The organism is Streptomyces sp. NPDC051578 (assembly GCF_044454045.1).
In the GTDB taxonomy this organism is placed as follows: Bacteria; Actinomycetota; Actinomycetes; order Streptomycetales; family Streptomycetaceae; genus Streptomyces.
The window spans coordinates 2,110,160-2,134,559 of the sequence record NZ_JBITDH010000001.1 but is presented as its reverse complement, the minus strand read 5'-3'; the positions used below and the strand labels follow the sequence as shown (position 1 = coordinate 2,134,559).

Below are 24,400 nucleotides of genomic sequence, written 5' to 3'. Positions count from 1 at the left end.
TGGAACGGCCGTCCGAGCCCCCTGGCGTAGGCTGGATCGGTCCGGACCTTGACACACCGCCGAAAGGTGAAGCACCGGTGACCGACCAGGCCGCTCTCCAGTCTGTCCTCGACCGTGCCGCCGCAGGGGGCCGGATCACCAAAGAAGAGGCGCTCGACCTCTACCGGCACGCCCCACTGCACGCGCTCGGCCAGGCCGCCGACGCGGCCCGCCGGCGGCGCTACGCGGGTACCGAGCACATCGCGACGTACATCATCGAGCGCAACATCAACTACACCAACGTGTGCGTGACGGCCTGCAAGTTCTGCGCCTTCTACGCCGCTCCCAAGGACACGAAGAAGGGCTGGTCCCGGGACCTCGACGACATCCTGCGCCGCTGCGCGGAGACCGTGGAGCTGGGCGGCACGCAGATCATGTTCCAGGGCGGCCACCACCCGGACTACGGCGTCGAGTACTACGAGCACCACTTCTCCGCCATCAAGAAGGCGTTCCCGCAGCTGGTCATCCACTCCCTCGGCGCGTCCGAGGTCGACCACATGGCGCGGATCTCCGGCGTGAGCGCCGAGGAGGCCATCCGTCGCATCCACGCCGCCGGTCTCGACTCCTTCGCGGGCGCCGGCGCCGAGCTGCTGCCGGAGCGGCCGCGCAAGGCGATCGCCCCGCTCAAGGAGTCCGGAGAGCGCTGGCTGGAGATCATGGAGATCGCCCACAAGCTGGGCGTGGAGTCCACCTCCACCATGCTGATGGGCACCGGTGAGACCAACGCCGAGCGGATCGAGCACATCGCGATGATCCGTGACACGCAGGACCGTACGGGCGGCTTCCGCGCGTTCATCCCGTACACGTACCAGCCCGAGAACAACCACCTCAAGGGCCGGACGCAGGCGACGGTCTTCGAGTACCTGCGGATGATCGCGATCGCCCGTCTGTTCCTCGACAACATCGCGCACATCCAGGGGTCCTGGCTGACCGTCGGCAAGGAGGCGGGCCAGCTGTCCCTGCACTACGGTGCGGACGACCTCGGCTCGATCATGCTGGAGGAGAACGTCGTCTCCTCGGCCGGTGCCAAGCACCGCTCGAACCGCCAGGAGATCATCGACCTGATCCGCAAGGCGGACCGGGTCCCGGCGCAGCGCGCGACGACGTACGAGCACCTCCTCGTGCACGACGACCCGGCGAACGACCCGGTCGACGACCGCGTGGTCTCGCACATCTCCTCCACCGCCATCGAGGGCGGTACGGCGCACCCCGAGCTGAAGCTCATCTCCTCGAATTGACCGACTGACCGACTGACCGGCTGACCGACTGACCGACTGACCGGCTCACCGACTGACGGACTGACTCGCCCGTGCTGACGCTCCACGCCGCCGAACTCCTCGTCCCCGGGCCGGGCCGCGCCGCGCTGCCCGGCGGGGCGGTCCTCGTCGAGGGCGACCGGATCGCCCGGGTGGGACCGTACGAGGAGCTCGGCGCGGCCTTCGCGCGGGCGCGGGTCCGCCGCTGGCCCGGGGTGCTGACCCCGGGTCTGCTGGTGCGCGGGGCGGACGAGCTGCTGGAGCGGACCTACTACCCGGAGGACACCGAGGGCACCGAGGGCGCCGGCGGCCCGGACCGGATCAGCGGTGCCGACGCGCTCGCCGGCCTGGAGCTGACCGAGTCCCGCTGGGGCAACAGCGCCCGCCGGGCCACGCAGAAGCTGCTGGCGCGCGGGGTGGTCGCGGTGGCCGGGCGGCTGACGGTGCCGGCGGTGCGGACGGCCGTGGTGCGGTCGGGCCTGACGCTCATCGCGCCGCTGCCGTACGGCGCTCCGCCGTCCCTGGACCCGCTGGCCGGGCTGACCGCGGCCGAGGAGGCGTTCCACGGGGTGCTGGAGGCCGGCGCCCCCGCCCGTTTCGCGGCGTTCGCGGCGGCGGACGAGCGGGACCTGCTGGAGCAGGGCGCGACGAGCTGTGTCGCCACCGTCATCGCCGGCCGGCTGCTGCACCGCCGGCGCTGAGCCGCTCGTGGCGACCGGCGGGCCGCCTGCGAGAATGGCCCGGTATCGACCGACCCGAGCCACACCGCACCGAGGGGCCTACGCCAGTGACCCGCGCTTCCCTGGACAAGCAGCCGCACGAAGTCGCCTCCATGTTCGACGGTGTCGCGGCGAACTACGACCTCACCAACGACGTCCTCTCCCTCGGCCAGGCCCGGCTGTGGCGCAAGGAGGTCGCCAAGGCGGTGGGCGCGCGCCCCGGGCACAAGGTCCTGGACCTGGCCGCCGGGACGGCGACGTCCTCGCTCCCCTTCGCCGCGACCGGCGCGTACGTCGTCCCCTGCGACTTCTCCCTCGGGATGCTGCGCGAGGGCAAGAAGCGTCACGCCTGGCTGCCGCTGACCGCCGGTGACGCGACGAAGCTGCCGTTCAAGGACGACGTCTTCGACACCGTGACGATCTCCTTCGGCCTGCGCAACGTCCAGGACACCGACGCGGCGCTGCGCGAGCTGTACCGGGTGACGAAGCCGGGTGGCCAGGTGGTCATCTGCGAGTTCTCCCAGCCGACGTGGGCGCCGCTGCGCACGCTCTACACCGAGTACCTGATGCGTGCCCTGCCGCCGGTGGCCCGCGCGGTGTCGTCCAACCCCGACGCGTACGTGTACCTCGCCGAGTCGATCCGGGAATGGCCCAACCAGCCCGCGCTCGCGGCGCTGCTCCAGAAGGCCGGCTGGTCGAAGGTCGCCTGGCGGAACCTGAGCGGTGGCATCGTCGCGCTGCACCGCGGCGTCAAGGCGTAGCGGCGTACGCAGGAGACGGGCCCGTGGACGCCGCGCCGCCGCAGACCTCCCGGTACGACACCGCGCCTTTCGACTACCAGGCCGTGCTGGAGCAGATCGCGCGGGACGTCGCCCCGCTGGTCGGGACCGGCACGCCCGCCGAGTACATCCCGGCGCTCGCCGCGGTGGACCCGGCGCAGTTCGGGATGGCGCTCGTCACGATGGGCGGCAAGGTGTTCGGGGTCGGGGACTGGCAGGTTCCCTTCTCCATCCAGTCGATCACCAAGGTGTTCACGCTCGCCCTGGCGCTGGCGGCGGAGGGCGGCGACAGCCTGTGGGAGCGGGTGGGGCGCGAGCCGTCCGGCAACCCGTTCAACTCGCTCGTGCAGCTGGAGTACGAGAACGGCATCCCGCGCAATCCGTTCATCAACGCGGGCGCGCTCGTGGTCACCGACCGGCTCCAGACGCTGACGGGTGACGCGAGCAGCGAACTGCTCAAGTTCCTGCGGGAGGAGAGCGGCAACCCGGACGTGGCCTTCGACGCCGAGGTGGCGGCCTCCGAGCACGAGCACGGCGACCGCAACGCGGCGCTGGCCCATTTCATGGCTTCCTACGGGAACATCGACAACCCGGTGCCGACGCTGCTGGACCACTACTTCTGGCAGTGCTCCATCGAGATGAGCTGCGCCGACCTGGCGCGTGCCGCCCGGGTCCTGGCCCGGCACGGGCTGCGCGCGGACGGCTCGCGGCTGCTGACGCGCAGCGGGGCGAAGCAGATCAACGCGGTGATGCTGACCTGCGGGACGTACGACGCGGCAGGCGAGTTCGCCTACCGCGTCGGCCTGCCCGGCAAGAGCGGTGTCGGGGGCGGCATCGTCGCCGTCGTGCCGGGCCGGTGCGCGCTGGCGGTGTGGAGCCCGGGGCTGGACGCGCACGGCAATTCGGTGGCGGGCGTGGCGGCGCTGGACCGCTTCACGACCTTGACCGGCATGTCCGTTTTCTGACGCCCCCCCCGCACCGGCCGGGGCGCTCAGGCGAGCGTCAGCTCGTAGCGGCGGGCCGGGTTGCCGCCCGGGGTGGTGAACTCCTCGGCCAGGTCCATGCCGAGCCGTTCCGCCACCGCCACCGAGCGGGTGTTGTGGGCGTGGATCATCGCGACCACCCGCGGCACCCCCGCCTCCCGGAGCCGGTCGAGGGTGGCCAGGGCGGCGGCGTACGCGTACCCCTTCCCCCACGCGGAGCGACCCAGCCGCCAACCGATCTCGATCTCCCCGACGGGCCCCCAGTCCTCACGGGGCCAGGGCTGCGCGCCGGTGAAGCCGATCACCGCCCCCTCCGCGTCCAGCAGCGTCCACAGGCAGTAGCCGAGCCGGGCGTCGTGCATGCGCTGCCGTGCGGTGAACTCCTCGTACAGCGACAGCTCGGCGGGGCCGCCGAGGAACTCCATGACGTCGGTGTCGTCGAAGACGGCGTGCCAGGCGTGCGCGTCCTCGTCAGTGGGCACGCGGAGCTGGACAGCCGGGAGCGGCGGCCGGGTCGGCGAGGTGGTCACAGGGGCAGCCCTTCGGATCGCGATCTCTTCCGCTGCATAGACTGCGACATGTCCCGTGCCGTTGGGCACCCTTTATCGAGCCTTCGGGAGAGCCCGCAGTGACCGAGGCAGTGACCGAGCCCCTCTCCGAACACTCCGCTGATGTGATCGTCGTCGGGGCCGGACCCGCCGGCTCCACCACCGCCTACTACCTCGCCAAGGCGGGACTGGACGTCCTGCTGCTGGAGAAGACGGCCTTTCCGCGCGAGAAGGTGTGCGGCGACGGGCTGACCCCGCGTGCCACCAAGCAGCTGGTCTCCATGGGCATCGACATCTCCGAAGAGGCCGGCTGGCTGCGCAACAAGGGCCTGCGGATCATCGGCGGCGGGCAGCGGCTCCAGCTGGACTGGCCGGAACTCGCCTCCTATCCGGACTACGGGCTCGTCCGCAAGCGCGACGACTTCGACGAGACCCTGGCCCGTCAGGCGCAGAAGGCCGGCGCGCGGCTGTACGAGCGCTGCAACGTCGGCGAGCCCGTCCGGGACCCGCGCACGGGGCACATCACGGGTGTCCAGGCGAAGCTGGGCGAGGAGAAGACCCCGGTCACCTTCAAGGCGCCACTGGTCGTCGCCGCCGACGGCAACTCCTCCCGCCTCTCCCTGGCGATGGGCCTGCACCGGCGCGAGGACCGCCCCATGGGCGTGGCGGTGCGCACGTACTTCACCTCGCCGCGGCACGACGACGACTACCTGGAGTCCTGGCTGGAGCTGTGGGACCGGCGCGGTCCGCAGGACCGGCTGCTGCCGGGCTACGGCTGGATCTTCGGCATGGGCGACGGTACGTCGAACGTCGGCCTCGGCATCCTCAATTCCTCCTCCGCTTTCAAGGAGCTGGACTGGCGCGAGGTCCTCAAGGCCTGGTGCGCGTCCATGCCGCAGGACTGGGGCTACACCCCCGAGAACATGACGCAGCCGATCCGCGGTGCGGCCCTGCCGATGGCCTTCAACCGGCAGCCGCACTACACCAAGGGCCTGCTGCTGGTCGGTGACGCGGGCGGGCTCGTCAACCCGTTCAACGGCGAGGGCATCGCCTATGCGATGGAGTCCGGGCAGATCGCGGCGGACGTCATCGTCCAGGCCCACGCCCGCGCCACCCCGGCGCAGCGCGAACTCGCCCTGCACAACTACCCGAAGGTGCTCAAGGAGACGTACGGCGGCTACTACACGCTGGGCCGCGCGTTCGTGAAGCTGATCGGCAACCCGAAGGTGATGAAGGTCGCCACCCAGCGCGGCCTGAGCCACCCGGTCCTGATGCGGTTCACCCTCAAGATGCTGGCCAACCTCACCGACCCGACGGGCGGCGACGCGATGGACCGCATCATCAACGGCCTCTCGAAGGTGGCCCCGAAGGCCTGACCCCCGGGAGCCGGACGCGCGGGCACCCCCGCGCGCCCGGCTCCCGCCGGGGCGGGGCGGCGGCGGGGGTGGTTCCGGTCTAGGCGTCTTCGGCGTCGGGGCCGTGGACCGTGCGGACGGAGCGGACCAGCAGGAGCAGGCCGTACAGGAGCATCGTCACGCTGGCCGCCCAACCGAGGCCCAGGGTGAGCGGATGTCCCGGTTTGTGCCAGGGCCGGGCCGTGTTGAGGAGCCAGCCGCCGACGGCGAGCAGGAAGAGACCGACGGCGGCCGGTACGGCGGTGGGGTCACTGGCGGGGTTACCGGTGGCGTTCGCGGAGTCCGCTGTGTGCGCGTCGAAAACAGCGTCTTCGGGGGCGTTCTCGCTCCACACGGCCACCACCTCCTCAGGTGAAATCGGGGCGGGCGGACACTGCGCCTCCGCTATCTTCGCAGGGCTTCGGCCGGTTCCACACGGGCTGCCCGCCAGGCGGGGTGGACGCCGGCCAGCAGTCCGGTGACGAGCCCGGCGAGCGGGGCGGCGGCCACCGTCACCGGGTGTATCACCGGTGTCCAGTCCCGTACGAGGGACACCCCGACCACCGTCAGTTCGCCGAAGGACGTCCCGACCAGGCCGCCGAGTGCACCCAAGGCGGCGGATTCGGCGAGGAACTGCGCCGCCACGTGTCGCCCGCGGGCACCCAGCGCACGGTGCAGCCCGATCTCCCCGGTCCGTTCCAGGACGGCGACGAGCGTCGTGTTGGCGATCCCCACCGCGCCGATGACCAGACAGATCCCGGCCAACAGCAGGAACAGGGCGCTGAGGTCGGAGGTCACCCCGGACCGCAGCAGCCGGGGATCGGGCGGCGGCACGGCCTTGAGGTACTCGGGGTGGTCGGGCCGCAGCGCGAGCGGGGCGAGACCGGCGACCTGCCGGGCGGCGCCGAGTTCGGTGGCGATCAGCATGCTCGCCCCGCCGGGCGCGGGCGGCCCCCACAGCTCCTGGGCGGTGGCCCGGGGCACCAGGACGGACAGCAGGTTCTCCGGCTTGCGTTCGACGTCGCCGATGATGCCCGCCACGGTGAAGGATTCCTGCCCGATGTAGAGCGCGGGGCGGGTCGCCAGGGTGGTGATGCCCAGACGTTCCGCGACGCCCCAGCCGATGAGCACCACGCGCTGGCGGTTCCGCTCGGCGAACTCGTCGTAGAGGCGGCCCTCCTGGAGGGTGGGCACGAGGGCGGCGACGGCCCCCGGGGACGCGGCGACGACGGGCACGGAGGCGCCGGGGCCGGTGGTGCCGACGCCGGAGGGCAGGGCGCCGATGGTGGTGCCCGAGTCCAGCCGTACGGTCCACAGCAGTCCGGCGCTGCGGATTCCCGCGACCTCGCGCAGCCGCTGCTCGGCGTCGGCGGGGAAGCCGGACCCGGCGAACTCGTCCTGTCGGGCGGCGACGTCCTCGACGGTCACCTCGGTGGCCGTGAGGACGTTGAACCGGCCGTCGATCTGCGAGGAGATGGTGGCGGTCAGGCCCAGTACGGCGACGAAACTGCCGACGCCGAGGACGGTGCCGAGCGCGGTGAGCACGGCGCGGCCGGGGCGGCGCAGCATGCCGGCGACGGCTTCGGACAGGGCGTCCCGGACGGTCAAGCGGGTCGGTTCGACCTCTGCTGCGGTGCCCGTGCGCCGCCCTCTCACGAGGTCACCTGCTCGCTCAACGCGCCGTCGCGTACGGCGACCGTCCGCCGGCCCCGCGCGGCCACCTCGCTGTCGTGCGTGATCACCATGACGGTCATCCCCGCCGTATGCAGTCGGTCCAGCAGGGACAGTACGGAGCCGGCGTTGGCCGAGTCCAGGTTGCCGGTCGGCTCGTCGCACAGCAGCAGCGAGGGCCGCCCGACGAGGGCGCGGGCGATGGCGACCCGCTGGCGCTCGCCGCCGGACAGCCGGCCCGGCAGCGCGTCGGCCCGGTGCCCCAGACCGACCTGCCGCAAGGCCTCCCGGGCCCGGGTGAGGCGCTCCGCGCGGGGGACGGAGGTGTAGAGCATGGCCAGGGTGACGTTCTCCAGGGCGCTGCGGTGGGGCAGCAGGTGGAACGCCTGGAAGACGAAGCCGATGCGGCGCCCGCGCAGGGCGGTACGGGCGTGGTCGGGCAGCCGGCCGGTGTCGATCCCGTCGAGGAGGTAGCGGCCGGAGGTAGGGGTGTCGAGGAGTCCCGCGACGTTGAGGAAGGTGGACTTCCCCGATCCGGAGGGGCCGACCATGGTGAGGAACTCGCCGCGCCGTACGGTCAGGTCGCAGGGCCGGAGGGCCTCTACGGGCGGCGGCCCGGGATAGGTGAGCCCGACCCCGCGGAACTCGATGACGGGGGTGTCGGCGTCGGGGGCGGCGTGGACCGGACGGCGGGCGAGTGGGAGCCTCACCTGGCGGTCCTCTCCCGGCTCTTGGCGGCGGCGCCGATGACGACCCTGGTACCGGCGGCGAGTGCGTCGGCCCGTACCGGGGTGACGGCGACGTAGCCGTCGCCGCTGGTGCCCGCCCGCACCTCGATGCGGCGCTGCGTGCCGTCGGCGGCCACGGCGGTGACGACCGTACGACCGTCCGCGCCGGCGGACACCGCGGTGACGGGGACCACGAGGGCCGCCCCCTCGGTCGACGCGGACTCGATGGTCAGCCGTACGTCCTTCCCGGTGAAACCGGCGGGCAGCGGTTGGTCGGCGCGGACCGTCATCCGGTAGCCGAGGTCGCCGCCTCCGTTCTTGCCACCCGCTCCCCCCTGAGTCCCGCCCTGGCTGCCCGGGTCCGCCTGCTGTCCCGCCGGTTGGCCCGTCGACCGCTCCGTCGCGACGAGCGCCACCCTGCCCGGGACATCGGTGCCGGCGGTCTCGGAGGAGATCACCACGGTCATGCCGGCGCGCAGCAGTTGCTTCCTGTCGTCGTTGAGATAGGCCTCGACGATGAGCTCCCCGGCGGAGAGGGTGAGCACCGGTCCGGACACGGGCGATCCGATCCGGACCCCGACGGCGCTGACGCGGGCCGGGAAGGTACTCAGGAACACGGTCTCGGAGGCGGGCAGCATCGGTCCGTCGGCCGCTTCCGCCGCGGCCAGCCGGGTCCGCGCGTCGGTGAGGGCCTGGCGGGCGCGAGCGAGGGCCCGGCCGGCGTCGCCGCCCGCGCCGGGGGCCGCAGTGGCGGAGGGCGCTGCCTTGCCGCCCGCTCCCGCGACCGGAGACTGGGCGGCGTCTTCCACGGCCCACTCGGCGGACCGTACGGCCTCCCGCGCGCTCTTGAGTCCTTCCCCGCGGTCGGCCACGGCGGGGAGCGGGTCGTAGCCGATGGCCCGGTAGCGGGCGGCGAGCGCGGCCTTCGTACCGGCGCCGAAGACGCCTTTCGCGTCGGAGCCGGTGCCGTGACCGAGCTCGCGCAGCGCCTGCTGCAACTGGGCGACGTCGTCACCGGTGGCGCCCGGCTTGAGGTCGCGGTAGACGGGCAGGGTCCCTTTGAGGGCGAACACCGGCCGCCCGGACACCTCCGCCAGCAACTGCCCGGCGCCGACCGCGTCCCCGGGCTTGAGCGGCAGCTTCGTCACGACGGGCGTGCCGACGCCCTCGCCGGAACGGGGCTGGGGGGCCACGTCGACGCTCTGGTCGGCGACGACGGACCCCCGCATCACCACCGTCTGCGCGAGCACCCGCCGTTCGACCTCCGCCGTCAGCGGTCCCTGCGCGGGCGGCCCGGTCTCCGCGGCGACCTGCGCGGGGGACTTCACCAGTACGGTGGCCAGCAGCCCTCCGACCGCCATCAGCGCCGCCCCGCCGACGACCCCGAGCACGAGCCGCCGCCCGCGCGCGAGTCCGCCGGGGTCGGGTGCGTCCTCCCCGGCCGGGGTCGCGTCGCCCCGGTCGCCTGCGATCACGTCCACCACGACCTCCTGCAGCTCGCTCACCCGCCGAGCACGCCGTCGCCGCCGGAACCCTTGTGGCGCCTGCACTTGCCGACCGCGTCGGAGTACTTGGTCCGCAGCTCGGCCGCCTGCTCCGGGGTCACTGCCCGGTCGTCGTACGTGCCCGTCACCGGATTCGGGTCCGGGTACCAGGAAATGCCCTCGGCGCGCAGGCATCTGGCCTCCTCCCGCGCGGCGGCGAGCGCTTCGGCGCTGACGGGCGGGGCCGGAGCCCTGGGCGGGATTTTTTCCTCGCAGGCCTTCTCGGCGGCGGGGAGGTTGTCGTGCGGCATGGTCTTGTCCACTCGCGGTGCACCGGAGTCGGTGCGGACGATCTCCACGCCGTGGTCCTTGAGGCAGTCGTAATACGCGACCTCCTCTTTGGTCGGCGGGGGGCTGTCGCTCGCCGAGGGTTCTTTCTCACCGGAGCAGGCACTGAGTGCGAGAGCCAGGGTGAGGACTATGACGGGCACGTGCTTGCGCATGAAGGGCGCTTCCCTCGGGATGGGGACGTGGAAAAGGCGCCGCAGACCGAAACGGCGTGCGAACGCGATTTCGTGATCCTAGGGAGCGTTCCGTCAGCGAACAAGTGGCGTCTCAGAAAAGGAAGGTGACTGTCCATCGGCTGGAATCGGGCTTGTGGCCGACAGTTGCCTGCACTTAACTCTCGCTGGTCCACGGGGCCGTTTTCGCCCGAGTGTTGTCTCTTCCTACGGTGAGGAACGTACGAATGACTGAATACCGGAGAGTATTGCGCTTCGCGGCCGCACCCGCCGTGCTCGCGGGCGCCCTGCTGGTCGCGACGGCCTCACCCGCCTCGGCGTGGGTGCACGACGGATACCTGGAGCAGTTCGAGTTCGGGCTGTACTGGGACGCGGGCAGCCGGGGATGTGTCTTCGACAGCAACAACGACGACGCCAGCCTCACCAACGACTACTTCACCGGTCCGTCGGGCTGTGGTGGCCGAGGCCAGAAGGTGAACGACAACACGTACTCCTACAAAAACCTGGACATCAACGGATTCCACGTCTACACGGACATCAACTACAGCGGAATTATGGGTTCCATTCCGGCCGGCTATACCGGTGACGCGTCCCAGAACTTCAAGAACTCGATCAGCTCCCTCAGCTGGTACTGAGCCGCTCGTTCCCGGAGGAATGGCTGATGTCTCCCGTGACGCCGATGTCTCCCGTGGCGCGCCGCACAGCGCAAGCCGTCGCCGTCCTGACGTCCGCGATCGCACTCTTGGGAGGGTGCACGGGCGGCGGCGGGGGCAAGGGAAATGACGGCGAACCCGCTCTGGGCCCGGTCGCCGCGAACCCCGCCACTTCCTCGATCTCCCTTCCGCTGGACGCCTACACCGACTCGATCTCGGAGACCGGCCGGATGGACGGCGTGCAGGACCGGCTGACCGCGCAGTGCATGGCCCGGTACGGCTTCGCTTACGAGCCGGCGCCGAGACCGGCGGCAGCAGCCGGAGCGGAGGCGGACCAGGACCGGCATCGGACCCTCTTCGGTGTGGCGGACCCGGCCCAGGCGGCGGCCCACGGCTATGACGGCGCCTCGGGAGCACCACGCCCGGCGAAGCCGGCTCCGCCGCAGCTCAGCGAGAGCGGAACCGCCGTGTTCTTCGGAACCCGGCCGGGCGGGAAGGCCCCGGTCGGCCCTGACCCGAAGAGCCAGGAGGAGGCCGACCACGCAGAGAGCGGGATCACGGTCGGCGGGCAGCGGGTCCCGGCAGGCGGCTGCCTGCGCGAGGGGTACCGCAAGCTGTACGCACCGACCAAGGACAGCGTCGACCTGCTCTTCCCCTTCGGGCTGGCCTCCGAGGCGCACACCCGGTCGCAGAAGGACGCCCGGGTGGTCGCCGCGCTCAAGGGCTGGTCCGACTGCATGGGCAAGGCCGGGTACGGCGCAGTCGCAACCCCGTACGAGGTGGTCGGCACACTCGGCCTGGAGGGCGACACGGCGGGACCCAGGGCGGTCGCAGTAGCCGGGGTGGACGTCGCCTGCAAGCGCGAGGTGAATCTCGTGGGGATCTGGTACGCCGTCGAGAAGGCCTACCAGCAGCGGCTCGTCGAGGAGAACGCGGAGACGCTCGCCCTCTACAAGCGCCAGCGCGACGCCCGCTTCAAGCTGGCGGCCTCGGTCGGCTGAACCGGGGTGCGGCCAGGGGCCGGTACTCCACCGAAAGCGGGGCGCAGGGCCCGTACCTCACCGGATCGGCGCACGGCGAAGGGCCGGTACTCCGCCCCCGAGCGGGGGAGTACCGGCCCTTGCGTCGGGCGCGGGGAGGCCGTGAGGGCCCGCCAGGGCTCCTGAGAGCGGCTCAGGAGGCCCGTGGGGCCCTTGGGGAGGCCCGTGGGGCCTCGGCGGCGTCAGAGGATGCGGACGGCGCCCGTCGGCATGTCGTAGCTGAGGGGGCGCTCGACGATGCCCGTGCTGGAGTTCTGCGCGCCGACGAACTTGCCGCCGCCGACGTACAGGGCGACGTGGTAGGCGTTGCCGCGGGAGCCCCAGTACAGGACGTCGCCCGGCTGCAGGTTGCTCAGCGACACCGAGGTGCCCTCGGCGGACTGGTCCTGCGACATGCGCGGCAGGGAGATGCCCGCCTGGCGGTACGCGGCCTGCACGAGACCGGAGCAGTCGTACGAGGACGGGCCGGTGCCGCCCATGACGTACGCCTTGCCGACCTGGTTGCGGGCGAAGTTGATGATGGCGGAGGCCGAGCCGGTGGCCGGGGCGGTGACCGTGCCCTCGCCGTCGTCGGAGGCGCCGGCGGACGCGGAGGCGGTCTGGAGGGTGGTGCGGCCGGCGCTGCGGGTGGCGCGCTCGGCCTCGGCCTTGCGGTCCGCCTCCTCCTTCGCCTGCTTCTCGGCCTTCTGCTGGGCCTCTTCCTTGGCCTGCTTGGCCTCGGCGGCGGCGCCGCTGCGGGCGCTCTCCTCCTGGGCGTTCAGCTCGCCGGTGACGGCCGCCTCGACGGCCGCGACGCGGGTGTTCTCTGCTGCGGTGGTGACCGCGGAGGCGACGTCGGCGGTCAGGTCCAGGCTCAGGACCGGCATTTCGAGCGTCGTCTCGGCCACGGGCTCGGCGGACGGGGACGCGCTCGCGGTGCCGGCCATGGCGAGGGTGCTGAGGACGCCACCGGCAACTCCGGCGCGGACCGCGAGCTTCGAGGTGCTGCGGCGGGGCTTCCGGTGGCTGGGTATGTGAGCGGTGTGGGACATGGGACAACCGCTATCAGGGCACAGCGGTCGGCTTCAAGAAACGTGGTGTGCGCCACAGTTGCGCGCGAAGCGCCCTAACCGGGCGCGTCGCGCGGGATATTGACGCCGTAACGGGCGAAACGGACAGGCCCTCATAAGCCTGTGATCAAGGGGTTTCTCTAATAAGTCCGAATTGAACCGCGCCTACCATCCCGCCCGACAGTTGGCCAAGCCCCCTTTCGGCGGCCTCGATTCCATGTGGCGCAGGTCACAGTTGCCTACCGCTGTGCGGGCGCTGTGACCGGTCCGTGATCATGCTGTGGGCTTCCCGTGGGGTTCGTGAACGGATGCACAGCTTCCGAGGCAGGTGATCTTGCGGATTCCCGGGGCCACCTCCGGGCGTCACCCCCCGGCCGTCCCCCCGGACGTCACCCCCCCGGCCGGCCCCGGACCTCGCCCCGCGTCCACCCGCCTCCACCCGCGTCCACTCCCGTCCGCGGCCGCTCCCCCTGTCGGGCGACGCGGATTCCCTTACCACCAGGTCCCCACGGTCGCCAATTTGCCTGCAATGGCCATCATTTGATAGTGCAACCCCGCTCCCACCTGGGGTGACGGGTGCGGATGTCACCTTTGGTAACCATGTGGATGCCTTGCGTATGAAGATCACCGCTCAATGGACTTCATGATCGTTCGTCGGGTGGTGGAGATCACAAACTCGTTGTTGTAACCCGTGTCGCAGATCACAGATCCGCAGGCATAAGATGCGCAGCAGTCCGGCTTGTGAACTGCCTCACATGTGCAAGATCTTCGCGGGGCGGGGCGCTCGGCGCCGGCACAGCGGTCCAACGGTCAAGGACGACTGGAAGGAGCGAGGAGCGTGAATGCGTACGCGCCCATCCTCGTGCTCGGCGCCCTCGGCGCAGGGTTTGCGATCTTCTCCGTGGTCATGGCCACGCTGATCGGCCCAAAACGGTACAACCGGGCGAAGCTCGAAGCATACGAGTGCGGCATCGAGCCCACTCCGATGCCGGCCGGCGGCGGCCGCTTCCCGATCAAGTACTACCTGACGGCGATGCTCTTCATCGTCTTCGACATCGAGATCGTCTTCCTCTACCCCTGGGCCGTCACCTTCGACTCCCTGGGGATCTTCGGGCTCGTCGAGATGCTGCTCTTCGTGCTCACCGTCTTCGTCGCCTACGCCTACGTGTGGCGCCGCGGCGGCCTGGAATGGGACTGAGGGGCTGAATTTTCCATGGGACTGGAAGAGAAGCTGCCGAGCGGCTTCCTGCTGACCACCGTCGAACAGGCCGCGGGCTGGGTGCGCAAGTCATCCGTCTTCCCGGCCACCTTCGGCCTGGCCTGCTGCGCCATCGAGATGATGACCACCGGCGCGGGCCGCTACGACCTCGCCCGCTTCGGCATGGAGGTCTTCCGCGGCTCCCCGCGCCAGGCCGACCTGATGATCGTGGCCGGCCGGGTCAGCCAGAAGATGGCGCCGGTGCTGCGGCAGGTCTACGACCAGATGCCCGCCCCGAAGTGGGTGATCTCCATGGGCGTCTGCGCCTCCTCGGGCGGCATGTTCAACAACTACGCGATCGTCCAGGGCGTCGACCACATCGTGCCCGTGGACATCTACCTGCCCGGGTGCCCGCCCCGCCCCGAGATGCTGATGGACGCGATCCTCAAGCTCCACCAGAAGATCCAGGGCTCCAAGCTCGGCGTGAACCGGGAAGAGGCGGCGCGCGAGGCGGAGGAGGCGGCCCTCAAGGCCCTCCCCACCATCGAGATGAAGGGGCTCCTGCGGTGAGCGACGACCCCGCCGTGGACAACGGCAACAACGTGCCCGCACCCCGGGGCTCGGCCGGCCCCGAGGTGATCGGCGTCCGCAAGGGCATGTTCGGCGCGAACAACGGCGGCGACACCACCGGCTACGGCGGTCTGGTGCGCACCGTGGCGCTGCCCGGCGCGACGAGCCGCCCCTACGGTTCTTACTTCGACGAGATCGCCGACGAACTCGAAGGCGCCCTGGAGGAACAGGACCTGGTCCCCGAGAACGCCATCGAGAAGACGGTGGTCAACCGGGGCGAGCTCACCTTCCACATCGCCCGCGAGCACCTCGTCCGGGTCGCCTCCACCCTGCGCGACGACCCGGCGCTGCGCTTCGAGCTGTGCACCGGCGTCAGCGGCGTGCACTTCCCGCACGACAAGGGACGCGAGCTGCACGCGGTCTACCACCTGCGCTCGATCACCCACGGCCGGGTCCTGCGCCTGGAGGTCTCGGTCCCCGACAGCGACCCGCACGTCCCCTCGCTCGTCTCCGTCTACCCGACCAACGACTGGCACGAGCGCGAGACGTACGACTTCTTCGGCCTGGTCTTCGACGGGCACCCCGCCCTCACGCGGATCATGATGCCGGACGACTGGCAGGGCTTCCCGCAGCGCAAGGACTACCCGCTCGGCGGGATCCCCGTCGAGTACAAGGGCGCCCAGATCCCGGCTCCCGACCAGCGGAGGTCGTACAGCTGATGAACACGCCGAACACATCGCAGCACGCGTCCGCCCGCGAGACGACCGAGGGCACCGTCTACACCGTCACCGGCGGCGACTGGGACGAGGTCGTGCAGTCGGCGGCCCGCGCGGACGACGAGCGGATCGTCGTCAACATGGGTCCGCAGCACCCGTCGACCCACGGCGTGCTCCGGCTGATCCTGGAGATCGACGGCGAGACGGTCACCGAGGCCCGCTGCGGCATCGGGTACCTGCACACCGGTATCGAGAAGAACCTCGAATTCCGGAACTGGACGCAGGGCACCACCTTCGTGACGCGCATGGACTACCTGACGCCGTTCTTCAACGAGACGGCGTACTGCCTGGGCGTCGAGAAGCTGCTCGGGATCACCGACCAGGTCCCGGACCGCGCCACCGTCATCCGCGTCCTGCTGATGGAGCTCAACCGGCTCTCCTCCCACCTGGTGTGCATCGCCACCGGCGGCATGGAGCTGGGCGCGACCACGATCATGATCTACGGCTTCCGCGACCGCGAGCTGATCCTGGACGTCTTCGAGCTGATCACCGGCCTGCGCATGAACCACGCGTTCATCCGCCCCGGCGGCCTCGCCCAGGACCTGCCCCCGGGCGCCGTCGACCAGCTGCGCGACTTCGTGAAGACCATGAAGAAGAACCTGCCGGAGTACGACAAGCTCGCCACCGGCAACCCCATCTTCAAGGCCCGCATGCAGGACGTCGGCTACCTCGACCTGACCGGCTGCATGGCCCTGGGCGCCACCGGCCCCATCCTGCGCTCCGCCGGCCTGCCGCACGACCTGCGCAAGTCGGACCCGTACTGCGGTTACGAGGACTACGAGTTCGACGTGCCGACCGCGGAGAGCTGCGACTCCTACGGGCGGTTCCTGATCCGCCTGGAGGAGATGCGCCAGTCGCTGCGGATCGTCGAACAGTGCCTGGAGCGGCTGGAGCCGGGCCCGGTGATGGTCGCGGACAAGAAGATCGCCTGGCCGGCGCAGCTCGCGATGGGCCCCGACGGACTCGGCAACTCCCTCGACCACATCCGCACCATCATGGGCACCTCCATGGAGGCCCTCATCCACCACTTCAAGCTGGTGACCGAGGGCTTCCGGGTCCCGGCCGGGCAGGCGTACGCGGCCGTCGAGTCACCCAAGGGCGAGCTCGGCGTCCACGTCGTCTCCGACGGCGGCACCCGCCCCTACCGGGTCCACTTCCGCGACCCGTCCTTCACCAACCTCCAGGCCATGGCGGCGATGTGCGAGGGCGGCCAGGTCGCCGACGTCATCGTCGCCGTCGCCTCCATCGACCCCGTGATGGGAGGCGTCGACCGATGACAGACGTGTCGTTGGGCATGCCCCAGCTCCCGGCCCCCGACTACCCGGCGGAGGTCCGCGAGAGGCTGGCGGCCGACGCCGCCCAGATCATCGCCCGCTACCCCGACAGCCGCTCCGCGCTGCTGCCGCTGCTGCACCTGGTGCAGGCGGAGGAGGGCTACGTCACCCGCACCGGCATGCGGTTCTGCGCCGAGACGCTCGGCCTGACCACCGCCGAGGTGACGGCCGTCGCCACCTTCTACACGATGTACCGGCGCAAGCCGTCCGGCGAGTACCAGGTGGGCGTCTGTACGAACACCCTGTGCGCAGTGATGGGCGGCGACGCCATCTTCGACGAGCTCAAGGAGCACCTGGGCGTCGGGAACAACGAGACCACCCCCGACGGCAAGGTCACCCTCGAACACATCGAGTGCAACGCGGCCTGCGACTACGCGCCCGTGGTGATGGTCAACTGGGAGTTCTTCGACAACCAGACCCCCGAGTCCGCGAAGGCGATGGTGGACGACCTGCTGGCCGGCCGGCAGGTCGTGCCGACGCGGGGCGCGCCGCTGTGCACGTACAAGGAGACGGCCCGGATCCTCGCCGGGTTCCCGGACGAGCGCGAGGGCGCGGTGGAGGCGGGCGGCGGCGCGGGCCCCGCCTCGCTGATCGGTCTGCGCATCGCCCGCGGCGAGTCCCCGCACACCCCGATCGTGCACCCGCGCGGTGAGGCGCGTGGCGGGGCCGGCACCGAGGGAGGGGAGTGATGTCGGTGTCTTCCGAACTGAGCAACGAGGGCGCCCCCCGGCCGCAGGCCGGGGGAGGGAGCCCGGAGAAGCTCCTGGCGCCCGTCCTGTCGGCGTTCTGGGACGAGCCCGAGTCGTGGACGCTGGAGACCTACCAGCGGCACGAGGGCTACGAGGGCCTGCGCAAGGCCCTCGCGATGACCCCGGACGACCTCATCGCCTACGTGAAGGACTCGGGTCTGCGCGGGCGCGGCGGCGCCGGCTTCCCCACCGGCATGAAGTGGCAGTTCATCCCGCAGGGCGACGGGAAGCCGCACTACCTCGTCGTGAACGCGGACGAGTCGGAACCGGGAACCTGCAAGGACATCCCCCTCCTCTTCGCCAATCCGCACTCCCTCATCGAGGGAATGGTCATCGCCTGCTACGCGATCCGGTCGGAGCACGCCTTCATCTACCTGCGCGGCGAGGTCGTGCCGGTCCTGCGGCGCCTGCACGAGGCGGTTCGCGAGGCGTACGAGGCCGGATACCTCGGGGAGAACATCCTCGGGAGCGGGCTGAAGCTCGACATCACGGTGCACGCGGGGGCGGGCGCGTACATCTGCGGTGAGGAGACGGCGCTGCTCGACTCCCTCGAAGGCCGGCGCGGTCAGCCCCGGCTGCGTCCTCCCTTCCCCGCGGTGGAGGGCCTCTACGCGTGCCCCACTGTCGTCAACAACGTCGAGTCCATCGCCTCGGTTCCCGCGATCCTGAACAAGGGCAAGGACTGGTTCAAGGCGATGGGGACCGAGAAGTCCCCCGGCTTCACGCTGTATTCGCTCTCCGGGCACGTCGCCGGACCCGGCCAGTACGAGGCCCCGCTCGGCATCACCCTGCGCCAGCTCCTGGACATGAGCGGCGGGATGCGCCCCGGGCACCGGCTGAAGTTCTGGACCCCCGGCGGCTCCTCCACCCCGATGTTCACCGACGAGCACCTCGACGTCCCGCTCGACTACGAGGGCGTCGGCGCGGCCGGCTCGATGCTCGGCACCAAGGCCCTCCAGTGCTTCGACGAGACCACCTGCGTGGTCCGCGCGGTGACCCGGTGGACCGAGTTCTACGCCCACGAGTCCTGCGGCAAGTGCACGCCGTGCCGGGAGGGCACGTACTGGCTGGTGCAGCTGCTGCGGGACATCGAGGCCGGCAAGGGCGTGATGAGCGACCTCGACAAGCTGGGCGACATCGCCGACAACATCAACGGCAAGTCGTTCTGCGCCCTCGGTGACGGCGCCGCCAGCCCGATCTTCTCCTCGCTCAAGTACTTCCGCGAGGAGTACGAGCAGCACATCACGGGCAAGGGCTGCCCCTTCGACCCCAAGAAGTCGACCCTCTGGGCTGACACGGAGGTGAACGCATGACCGTCACCACTAACGCCCCGGCGGGCGGCGGCGGGGCGGCGGTTCCGCCCGAGGACCTGGTTTCGCTGACCATCGACGGCATCGAACTGTCCGTCCCCAAGGGGACGCTGGTCATCCGGGCCGCCGAACAGCTCGGCATCGAGATCCCCCGGTTCTGCGACCACCCGCTCCTCGACCCGGCCGGCGCCTGCCGCCAGTGCATCGTCGAGGTGGAGGGCCAGCGCAAGCCGATGGCCTCCTGCACGATCACCTGCACCGACGGCATGGTCGTCAAGACGCAGCTGACGTCGCAGGCCGCCGACAAGGCCCAGCGCGGGGTGATGGAGCTGCTGCTCATCAACCACCCGCTGGACTGCCCGGTGTGCGACAAGGGCGGCGAGTGCCCGCTCCAGAACCAGGCCCTCTCGCACGGCAACGCCGAATCGCGTTTCGAGGGCAAGAAGCGGACGTACGAGAAGCCGGTCGCGATCTCCACGCAGGTGCTGCTGGACCGCGAGCGGTGCGTGCTGTGCGCGCGCTGCACCCGCTTCTCCACGCAGGTGGCGGGCGACCCGATGATCGAGCTGCTGGAGCGCGGAGCCCTCCAGCAGGTCGGCACCGGCGAGGGCGACCCGTTCGAGTCGTACTTCTCCGGCAACACCATCCAGATCTGCCCGGTCGGCGCCCTCACCTCGGCCGAGTACCGCTTCCGCGCCCGTCCCTTCGACCTCGTCTCCTCCCCGAGCGTGTGCGAGCACTGCGCGGGCGGCTGCGCGACGCGCACCGACCACCGGCGCGGGAAGGTGCTGCGCCGGCTGGCCGCCGAGGACCCCGAGGTCAACGAGGAGTGGATCTGCGACAAGGGCCGCTTCGCGTTCCGCTACGCGCAGCGCCCCGACCGCCTCACCACGCCGCTGGTGCGCGGCTCCGACGGGGTGCTCGCCCCGGCGAGCTGGCCCGAGGCGCTGGAGGCCGCCGCGGAGGGGCTGGCCTCCGCGCGCGGCCGGGCGGGGGTGCTGACGGGCGGCCGGCTCACTGCCGAGGACGCCTACGCGTACGCCAAGTTCGCCCGCGTGGTGCTGGACACCAACGACATCGACTTCCGGGCGCGGGTGCACAGCGCCGAGGAGGCCGACTTCCTGGCCGCGACCGTGGCCGGCACCAGCAAGGACCTGGCGGGCGGCGGGGTGACGTACTCCTCCCTGGAGGCGGCGCCCGCGGTGCTGCTGGCCGGCATCGAGTCCGAGGAGGAGGCCCCCGGTGTCTTCCTGAGGCTGCGCAAGGCCCACCGCAAGCACAAGCAGCGGACCTTCGGCCTCGCACCGTTCGCCACCCGGGGCCTGGAGAAGACGGGCGGCACCCTGCTGGCCGCCGCCCCCGGGACCGAACCCGACTGGCTGGACGCGCTCGCCTCGCGGACCGGCCTGGAGCAGGGCGGCCACGCCGCCGCCGAAGCGCTGCGCGAGCCCGGCGCCGTCATCGTCGTCGGGGAGCGCCTGGCCGGGGTGCCGGGCGCGCTGACCGCCGCGGTACGGGCGGCGGCCGCGACCGGCGCGAAGCTGGTGTGGATCCCGCGCCGGGCCGGGGAGCGGGCCGCCGTGGAGGCGGGCGCGCTGCCGTCGCTGCTGCCCGGCGCCCGCCCGGCCACCGACCCGCGGGCCCGCGAGGAGGTCGCGGCCGTCTGGGGGCTGGACGAACTCCCGCACCGCTACGGCCGCGACACCGGCCAGATCGTCGAGGCGGCCGCCGGGCGGGAGCTGTCCGCGCTGCTCGTCGCAGGCGTCGAGGTGGCCGACCTGCCCGACCCGGTCCGTGCCCGTCTCGCGCTGCGGGAGGCGTTCGTGGTCTCGCTGGAGCTGCGGCCCAGCGAGGTCACCGACCACGCCGACGTGGTGTTCCCCGTCGCCGCGGTGGCCGAGAAGGCGGGGGCGTTCATCAACTGGGAGGGCCGGGTGCGGCCGTTCGAGGCGGCGCTCAAGCCGGACCAGATGACCCGCCGGCTCGCACCCGCCGACCACCGTGTGCTGCACATGCTGGCCGACGCGGCGGACCGGCCGATCGCGCTGCCCGACGTACAGGCCGTACGGCGGGAACTGGAGAGGCTCGGCCCGTGGGCCGGGGAGCGCGCCGCCGAGCAGGGCGCGGACACCGAGCCGCTGCCCCGGCCCGGCGCCGGCGAAGCGGTCCTGGCGGGCCACCGGCTGCTGCTGGACCAGGGCCGGCTCCAGGACGGGGACGCCGCCCTGGCCGGTACCCGGCACGAGGCGAGCGCCCGCCTGTCGGCGGCCACGGCCGCCGAGACGGGCGTCAAGGACGGCGACGTCCTCGCGGTGACCGGCCCGGCGGGGACCGTGGAACTGCCGCTGCGGGTCACGCGGATGCCCGACCGGGTGGTCTGGCTGCCGCTGAACTCCACCGGCTCCGGCGTCCTCGCCGACACCGGCGCCCGCCCGGGCGCCCTCGTACGCATCGGCCCGGCGGTCCCGTCCGGCGCGGGCGACAGCACTGCGGAGGTGGAGGCGTGAACCCGGTACAGCTCGCCGCGGAGGACCTGTCCCTCTTCGGCAAGGACGTCTGGTGGCTCGTCGTCGTCAAGGCGGTGTTCTGCTTCGCCTTCCTGATGGTGACCGTGCTCTTCTCCATCGTCTGGGAGCGCAAGGTCGTCGCCTGGATGCAGCTGCGCATCGGTCCCAACCGGCACGGCCCCTGGGGCATGCTCCAGTCGCTCGCCGACGGCGTGAAGCTGATGCTCAAGGAAGACGTCATCGTCAAGCGGGCGGACAAGGTGGTGTACGTCCTCGCGCCGGTCATCGCGGCGATCCCGGCGTTCATGGCCATCGCGGTGATCCCGTTCGGGCCCTCCGGCAACGAGGTCTCGATCTTCGGGCAGCGGACCACGATGCAGCTGACGGACCTGCCCATCGCGATGCTGTACGTCCTCGCGGTGGCTTCGGTCGGCATCTACGGCATCGTCCTCGCCGGCTGGTCCTCGGGCTCCACGTACCCGCTGCTCGGGGGCTTGCGCTCCTGCGCGCAGATGATCTCGTACGAGATCGCGATGGGTGCGGCGTTCGCGTCGGTGTTCCTCTACTCCGGGTCGATGTCGACCTCGAAGATCGTGGAGGCGCAGGCGGACCGCTGGTACATCATCCTGCTGCCGGTCTCCTTCATCATCTACATCGTCACGATGGTCGGGGAGACGAACCGCGCCCCCTTCGACATGCCGGAGTCCGAGGGCGACCTGGTCGGCGGCTTCAACACCGAGTACTCCTCCATCAAGTTCGCGCTGTTCATGCTGGCCGAGTACGTCAACATGGTCACCGTCTCGGCGGTCTCGGTCACCCTCTTCCTCGGCGGCTGGCGGGCCCCCGCGCCGATCTCCACGTACTGGGAGGGCGCGAACCACGGCTGGTGGCCGATGCTCTGGTTCGTCATCAAGGTGCAGCTGCTGCTGTTCTTCTTCATCTGGCTGCGCGGCACCCTGCCGCGCGTGCGCTACGACCAGCTGATGAAGCTCGGCTGGAAGGTCCTCATCCCCGTCTCCGTGGTCTGGCTGATGCTGGTCGCGACCGTGCGGGCGATGCGGAACGAGCACTACGACTTCCAGCAGATCGTGCTGTACGTCGGCGGCGCGGTGATCGCCGTTCTGCTGCTGTCCTTCGTGGCCGACCTGTTCCGCGGCAAGCGGGACGGCCAGGCGAAGGACGCGGCGGGCGCGGCCGCGCCGGACGAGCCCTTCGACCCGATGGCGGGCGGATTCCCCGTACCCCCCAAGCCCGGTCAGCAGCCGGCGCCCGTGCCGCGCAGGCGGCCCCGGGGGCAGCGGGAGCTGATTGTCAGTGGCGGGGCGAATACTGACAGTGACCGAGAGGAGGGTGGTGAGAATGTCTGACGCCGAGAACGAGAAGTGGCAGAACCCGGTGGCCGGCTTCGGCGTGACCTTCAAGGCCATGTTCAAGAAGCGCCTCACCGAGCAGTACCCGGAGCAGCGCAAGACCACCGCGCCCCGCTTCCACGGGCGGCACCAGCTCAACCGCCATCCCGACGGTCTGGAGAAGTGCATCGGGTGCGAGCTGTGCGCCTGGGCCTGTCCGGCCGACGCGATCTACGTGGAGGGCGCGGACAACACGGCGGAGGAGCGCTACTCCCCGGGTGAGCGGTACGGCGCGGTCTACCAGATCAACTACGCCCGCTGCATCCTGTGCGGGCTGTGCGTCGAGGCGTGCCCCACCCGGGCCCTGACGATGACGAACGAGTTCGAACTGGCAGACTCCAGCCGCGAATCGCTGATCTACACCAAGGAACAGCTGCTGGTGGGCCTGACCGAGGGCATGGTCGAGGCGCCGCACGAGATGTACCCGGGCACCGACGACCAGGACTACTACCGCGGTCTGGTGACGGGCGCGGCCCCCGGGACGGTCCGGCAGGTCGCGCGTTCCAAGGGCGAGGTCGCCGAAGGCGCCGGGCAGGACGCCGCCGAACCCGAGGGGGTGGAGGCATGAGCGCCCTCGCCGCCGCGGCTTCGACCACCTCCACGGGCGAGGCCGTGCAGTTCTGGGTCCTCGGCACGGTCGCCGTGATCGGCGCGCTGTGCACGATCTTGATGAAGAAGGCCGTGCACAGCGCGCTGTGCCTGGCCGGGACGATGATCATCCTGGCGGTCTTCTACCTCGCCAACGGGGCGTACTTCCTGGGCGTCGTCCAGGTCGTCGTCTACACCGGCGCCATCATGATGCTGTTCCTCTTCGTGGTGATGCTCGTCGGTGTCACCGCCGCGGACTCGCTCACCGAGACCCTCAAGGGGCAGCGCTGGCTGGCCGCCCTGTGCGGCCTCGGCTTCGGCATCCTGCTGATCGCCGGCATCGCCAACGCCAAGCTCACCCACTTCAACGGCCTGGGCCGGGTCAACTCCACCGGGCACGTCGAGGGGCTCGCCGAGCTGATCTTCACCCGGTACATTTTCGCCTTCGAGATCACCGGCGCCCTGCTGATCACGGCTGCCGTCGGCGCGATGGTGCTCACCCACCGCGAGCGCACCGAGCGGGCCGCCACCCAGCGCGAACTCGCCGAGCGGCGCGTGCGCGAGGGCGTCCAGCTCCCGCCGCTGCCCGCCCCCGGCGTCTACGCCCGGCACAACGCGGTCGACATCGCCGGTCTGCTGCCGGACGGCACCCCGTCCGAGCTCACCGTCAACAAGACGCTGCGGGCCCGCGGCCAGATCCGTGACGTGTCGAGCGAGGCACTGGAGGACCTGAAAGCGCTGGAGCAGAAGTCGGCGGAGCGCCTCGGCCGAGAGGAGGCCTCGAAGTGAACCCGGTCAACTACCTGTACCTGGCCGCCCTGCTGTTCACCATCGGTGCGGCCGGCGTACTCATCCGCAAGAACGCGATCGTGCTGTTCATGTGCGTGGAGCTGATGCTCAACGCCTGCAACCTCGCCTTCGTCGCGTTCTCCCGGATGCACGGCAACCTCGACGGTCAGATCATCGCGTTCTTCACGATGGTCGTCGCCGCCGCGGAGGTCGTGGTGGGCCTCGCGATCATCGTGTCGCTGTTCCGTACCCGCCACTCGGCCTCGGTCGACGACGCCAGCCTGATGAAGCTGTAAGGGGCCTTCA

General features: G+C 71.1%; 25 protein-coding genes. 18 read left to right on the top strand and 7 right to left on the bottom strand.

All coding sequences use genetic code 11. From position 1 onward, the window contains the following. Window positions 1–77 precede the first annotated feature (77 nt). The 4 genes from mqnC (at window position 78) to ACIA6C_RS09640 (ending at window position 3,758) form a co-directional block, all read left to right on the top strand. On the top strand, window positions 78–1,277 hold the full coding sequence (mqnC, locus tag ACIA6C_RS09655; protein ID WP_361134160.1) for a cyclic dehypoxanthinyl futalosine synthase: 1,200 nt from the start codon (window positions 78–80) through the stop codon (window positions 1,275–1,277). Window positions 1,278–1,348: 71 nt separating this feature from the next. After that, window positions 1,349–1,996, top strand: coding sequence for an imidazolonepropionase-like domain-containing protein (locus ACIA6C_RS09650; protein WP_399274044.1), 648 nt, complete (start codon window positions 1,349–1,351; stop codon window positions 1,994–1,996). 86 nt (window positions 1,997–2,082) lie between these two features. Next, window positions 2,083–2,775, top strand: a complete 693-nt coding sequence (locus ACIA6C_RS09645; protein ID WP_399274042.1) for a demethylmenaquinone methyltransferase — start codon at window positions 2,083–2,085, stop codon at window positions 2,773–2,775. A gap of 23 nt (window positions 2,776–2,798) precedes the next feature. Next, window positions 2,799–3,758 (top strand): glutaminase, encoded by a 960-nt coding sequence (locus ACIA6C_RS09640; protein WP_361134151.1) that lies wholly within the window; start codon window positions 2,799–2,801, stop codon window positions 3,756–3,758. Window positions 3,759–3,784: 26 nt separating this feature from the next. On the opposite strand, the gene ACIA6C_RS09635 is transcribed toward ACIA6C_RS09640, so the two are convergent. Further along, a complete protein-coding gene (locus tag ACIA6C_RS09635; protein ID WP_399274040.1) occupies window positions 3,785–4,306 on the bottom strand; it encodes a GNAT family N-acetyltransferase in 522 nt (173 codons plus the stop codon). Between the two features lie 110 nt (window positions 4,307–4,416). On the opposite strand from ACIA6C_RS09635, the gene ACIA6C_RS09630 reads away from it, so the two are divergent. Further along, entirely contained in the window at window positions 4,417–5,700 is a 1,284-nt protein-coding gene (locus tag ACIA6C_RS09630; protein WP_361134635.1) for a geranylgeranyl reductase family protein, read from the top strand. 79 nt (window positions 5,701–5,779) lie between these two features. Here the strand turns inward: ACIA6C_RS09630 and ACIA6C_RS09625 are convergent, their stop codons facing one another. Genes ACIA6C_RS09625 through ACIA6C_RS09605 form a run of 5 tightly spaced genes read right to left on the bottom strand, consistent with a single transcriptional unit; the run spans window position 5,780 to window position 10,104 of the window. After that, window positions 5,780–6,073 carry a hypothetical protein gene (locus ACIA6C_RS09625; protein WP_366079951.1) on the bottom strand — a complete coding sequence of 98 codons (294 nt, stop codon included), beginning with the start codon at window positions 6,071–6,073 and terminating at the stop codon, window positions 5,780–5,782. 50 nt (window positions 6,074–6,123) lie between these two features. Next, window positions 6,124–7,374 carry an ABC transporter permease gene (locus ACIA6C_RS09620; protein ID WP_399274038.1) on the bottom strand — a complete coding sequence of 417 codons (1,251 nt, stop codon included), beginning with the start codon at window positions 7,372–7,374 and terminating at the stop codon, window positions 6,124–6,126. Beyond that, the gene (locus ACIA6C_RS09615) at window positions 7,371–8,099 is read right to left on the bottom strand and encodes an ABC transporter ATP-binding protein (protein ID WP_399274036.1); all 729 of its coding nucleotides are present in this window, start codon (window positions 8,097–8,099) and stop codon (window positions 7,371–7,373) included. Before ACIA6C_RS09615 ends, ACIA6C_RS09620 begins: the two co-directional genes overlap by 4 nt. Beyond that, window positions 8,096–9,622, bottom strand: a complete 1,527-nt coding sequence (locus tag ACIA6C_RS09610; RefSeq protein WP_399274034.1) for a peptidoglycan-binding protein — start codon at window positions 9,620–9,622, stop codon at window positions 8,096–8,098. Before ACIA6C_RS09610 ends, ACIA6C_RS09615 begins: the two co-directional genes overlap by 4 nt. After that, on the bottom strand, window positions 9,619–10,104 hold the full coding sequence (locus tag ACIA6C_RS09605) for a hypothetical protein (protein ID WP_399274032.1): 486 nt from the start codon (window positions 10,102–10,104) through the stop codon (window positions 9,619–9,621). Before ACIA6C_RS09605 ends, ACIA6C_RS09610 begins: the two co-directional genes overlap by 4 nt. A gap of 245 nt (window positions 10,105–10,349) precedes the next feature. Between ACIA6C_RS09605 and ACIA6C_RS09600 the strand changes: the two genes are divergently transcribed. Beyond that, entirely contained in the window at window positions 10,350–10,757 is a 408-nt protein-coding gene (locus tag ACIA6C_RS09600; RefSeq protein WP_399274031.1) for a peptidase inhibitor family I36 protein, read from the top strand. 26 nt (window positions 10,758–10,783) lie between these two features. After that, the gene (locus ACIA6C_RS09595; protein WP_399274029.1) at window positions 10,784–11,776 is read left to right on the top strand and encodes a hypothetical protein; all 993 of its coding nucleotides are present in this window, start codon (window positions 10,784–10,786) and stop codon (window positions 11,774–11,776) included. Between the two features lie 221 nt (window positions 11,777–11,997). On the opposite strand, the gene ACIA6C_RS09590 is transcribed toward ACIA6C_RS09595, so the two are convergent. Beyond that, a complete protein-coding gene (locus ACIA6C_RS09590) occupies window positions 11,998–12,846 on the bottom strand; it encodes a C40 family peptidase (protein WP_399274027.1) in 849 nt (282 codons plus the stop codon). 856 nt (window positions 12,847–13,702) lie between these two features. On the opposite strand from ACIA6C_RS09590, the gene ACIA6C_RS09585 reads away from it, so the two are divergent. Genes ACIA6C_RS09585 through nuoK form a run of 11 tightly spaced genes read left to right on the top strand, consistent with a single transcriptional unit; the run spans window position 13,703 to window position 24,390 of the window. Further along, entirely contained in the window at window positions 13,703–14,062 is a 360-nt protein-coding gene (locus ACIA6C_RS09585; protein WP_190182942.1) for an NADH-quinone oxidoreductase subunit A, read from the top strand. A 15-nt stretch (window positions 14,063–14,077) separates the two neighbouring features. Then, a complete protein-coding gene (locus ACIA6C_RS09580) occupies window positions 14,078–14,632 on the top strand; it encodes an NADH-quinone oxidoreductase subunit B family protein (protein WP_007265818.1) in 555 nt (184 codons plus the stop codon). Continuing rightward, complete coding sequence (locus tag ACIA6C_RS09575; RefSeq protein ID WP_399274025.1) at window positions 14,629–15,351, top strand: NADH-quinone oxidoreductase subunit C; 723 nt, start codon at window positions 14,629–14,631, stop codon at window positions 15,349–15,351. Before ACIA6C_RS09580 ends, ACIA6C_RS09575 begins: the two co-directional genes overlap by 4 nt. Then, window positions 15,351–16,685 carry an NADH-quinone oxidoreductase subunit D gene (locus ACIA6C_RS09570; protein ID WP_190182944.1) on the top strand — a complete coding sequence of 445 codons (1,335 nt, stop codon included), beginning with the start codon at window positions 15,351–15,353 and terminating at the stop codon, window positions 16,683–16,685. Before ACIA6C_RS09575 ends, ACIA6C_RS09570 begins: the two co-directional genes overlap by 1 nt. Beyond that, window positions 16,682–17,431: an NADH-quinone oxidoreductase subunit NuoE gene (nuoE, locus tag ACIA6C_RS09565; RefSeq protein ID WP_366079959.1), complete on the top strand. Its 750-nt coding sequence runs from the start codon at window positions 16,682–16,684 to the stop codon at window positions 17,429–17,431. The genes ACIA6C_RS09570 and nuoE overlap by 4 nt, the downstream gene beginning before the upstream one ends. Next, window positions 17,431–18,804: an NADH-quinone oxidoreductase subunit NuoF gene (nuoF, locus tag ACIA6C_RS09560; protein WP_361134119.1), complete on the top strand. Its 1,374-nt coding sequence runs from the start codon at window positions 17,431–17,433 to the stop codon at window positions 18,802–18,804. Before nuoE ends, nuoF begins: the two co-directional genes overlap by 1 nt. After that, window positions 18,801–21,308 carry an NADH-quinone oxidoreductase subunit G gene (locus ACIA6C_RS09555; protein ID WP_399274023.1) on the top strand — a complete coding sequence of 836 codons (2,508 nt, stop codon included), beginning with the start codon at window positions 18,801–18,803 and terminating at the stop codon, window positions 21,306–21,308. The genes nuoF and ACIA6C_RS09555 overlap by 4 nt, the downstream gene beginning before the upstream one ends. Beyond that, a complete protein-coding gene (gene nuoH, locus ACIA6C_RS09550) occupies window positions 21,305–22,675 on the top strand; it encodes an NADH-quinone oxidoreductase subunit NuoH (RefSeq protein WP_399274021.1) in 1,371 nt (456 codons plus the stop codon). Before ACIA6C_RS09555 ends, nuoH begins: the two co-directional genes overlap by 4 nt. After that, window positions 22,668–23,285, top strand: a complete 618-nt coding sequence (gene nuoI, locus ACIA6C_RS09545) for an NADH-quinone oxidoreductase subunit NuoI (RefSeq protein ID WP_361134110.1) — start codon at window positions 22,668–22,670, stop codon at window positions 23,283–23,285. Before nuoH ends, nuoI begins: the two co-directional genes overlap by 8 nt. Then, a complete protein-coding gene (locus ACIA6C_RS09540; RefSeq protein WP_361134107.1) occupies window positions 23,282–24,094 on the top strand; it encodes an NADH-quinone oxidoreductase subunit J in 813 nt (270 codons plus the stop codon). The genes nuoI and ACIA6C_RS09540 overlap by 4 nt, the downstream gene beginning before the upstream one ends. After that, a complete protein-coding gene (gene nuoK / locus ACIA6C_RS09535) occupies window positions 24,091–24,390 on the top strand; it encodes an NADH-quinone oxidoreductase subunit NuoK (RefSeq protein ID WP_030864698.1) in 300 nt (99 codons plus the stop codon). Before ACIA6C_RS09540 ends, nuoK begins: the two co-directional genes overlap by 4 nt. Window positions 24,391–24,400 lie beyond the last annotated feature (10 nt).

Excerpts from the sequence above, each read along its gene's own strand:
- ACIA6C_RS09605 (WP_399274032.1), bottom strand. The coding sequence starts at position 10,104 with ATGCGCAAGCACGTGCCCGTCATAGTCCTCACCCTGGCTCTCGCACTC.
- ACIA6C_RS09600 (WP_399274031.1), top strand. The coding sequence starts at position 10,350 with ATGACTGAATACCGGAGAGTATTGCGCTTCGCGGCCGCACCCGCCGTG.
- ACIA6C_RS09595 (WP_399274029.1), top strand. The coding sequence starts at position 10,784 with ATGTCTCCCGTGACGCCGATGTCTCCCGTGGCGCGCCGCACAGCGCAA.
- ACIA6C_RS09590 (WP_399274027.1), bottom strand. The coding sequence starts at position 12,846 with ATGTCCCACACCGCTCACATACCCAGCCACCGGAAGCCCCGCCGCAGC.
- ACIA6C_RS09580 (WP_007265818.1), top strand. The coding sequence starts at position 14,078 with ATGGGACTGGAAGAGAAGCTGCCGAGCGGCTTCCTGCTGACCACCGTC.
- ACIA6C_RS09570 (WP_190182944.1), top strand. The coding sequence starts at position 15,351 with ATGAACACGCCGAACACATCGCAGCACGCGTCCGCCCGCGAGACGACC.
- nuoE (WP_366079959.1), top strand. The coding sequence starts at position 16,682 with ATGACAGACGTGTCGTTGGGCATGCCCCAGCTCCCGGCCCCCGACTAC.
- nuoF (WP_361134119.1), top strand. The coding sequence starts at position 17,431 with ATGTCGGTGTCTTCCGAACTGAGCAACGAGGGCGCCCCCCGGCCGCAG.
- ACIA6C_RS09555 (WP_399274023.1), top strand. The coding sequence starts at position 18,801 with ATGACCGTCACCACTAACGCCCCGGCGGGCGGCGGCGGGGCGGCGGTT.
- nuoI (WP_361134110.1), top strand. The coding sequence starts at position 22,668 with ATGTCTGACGCCGAGAACGAGAAGTGGCAGAACCCGGTGGCCGGCTTC.
- ACIA6C_RS09540 (WP_361134107.1), top strand. The coding sequence starts at position 23,282 with ATGAGCGCCCTCGCCGCCGCGGCTTCGACCACCTCCACGGGCGAGGCC.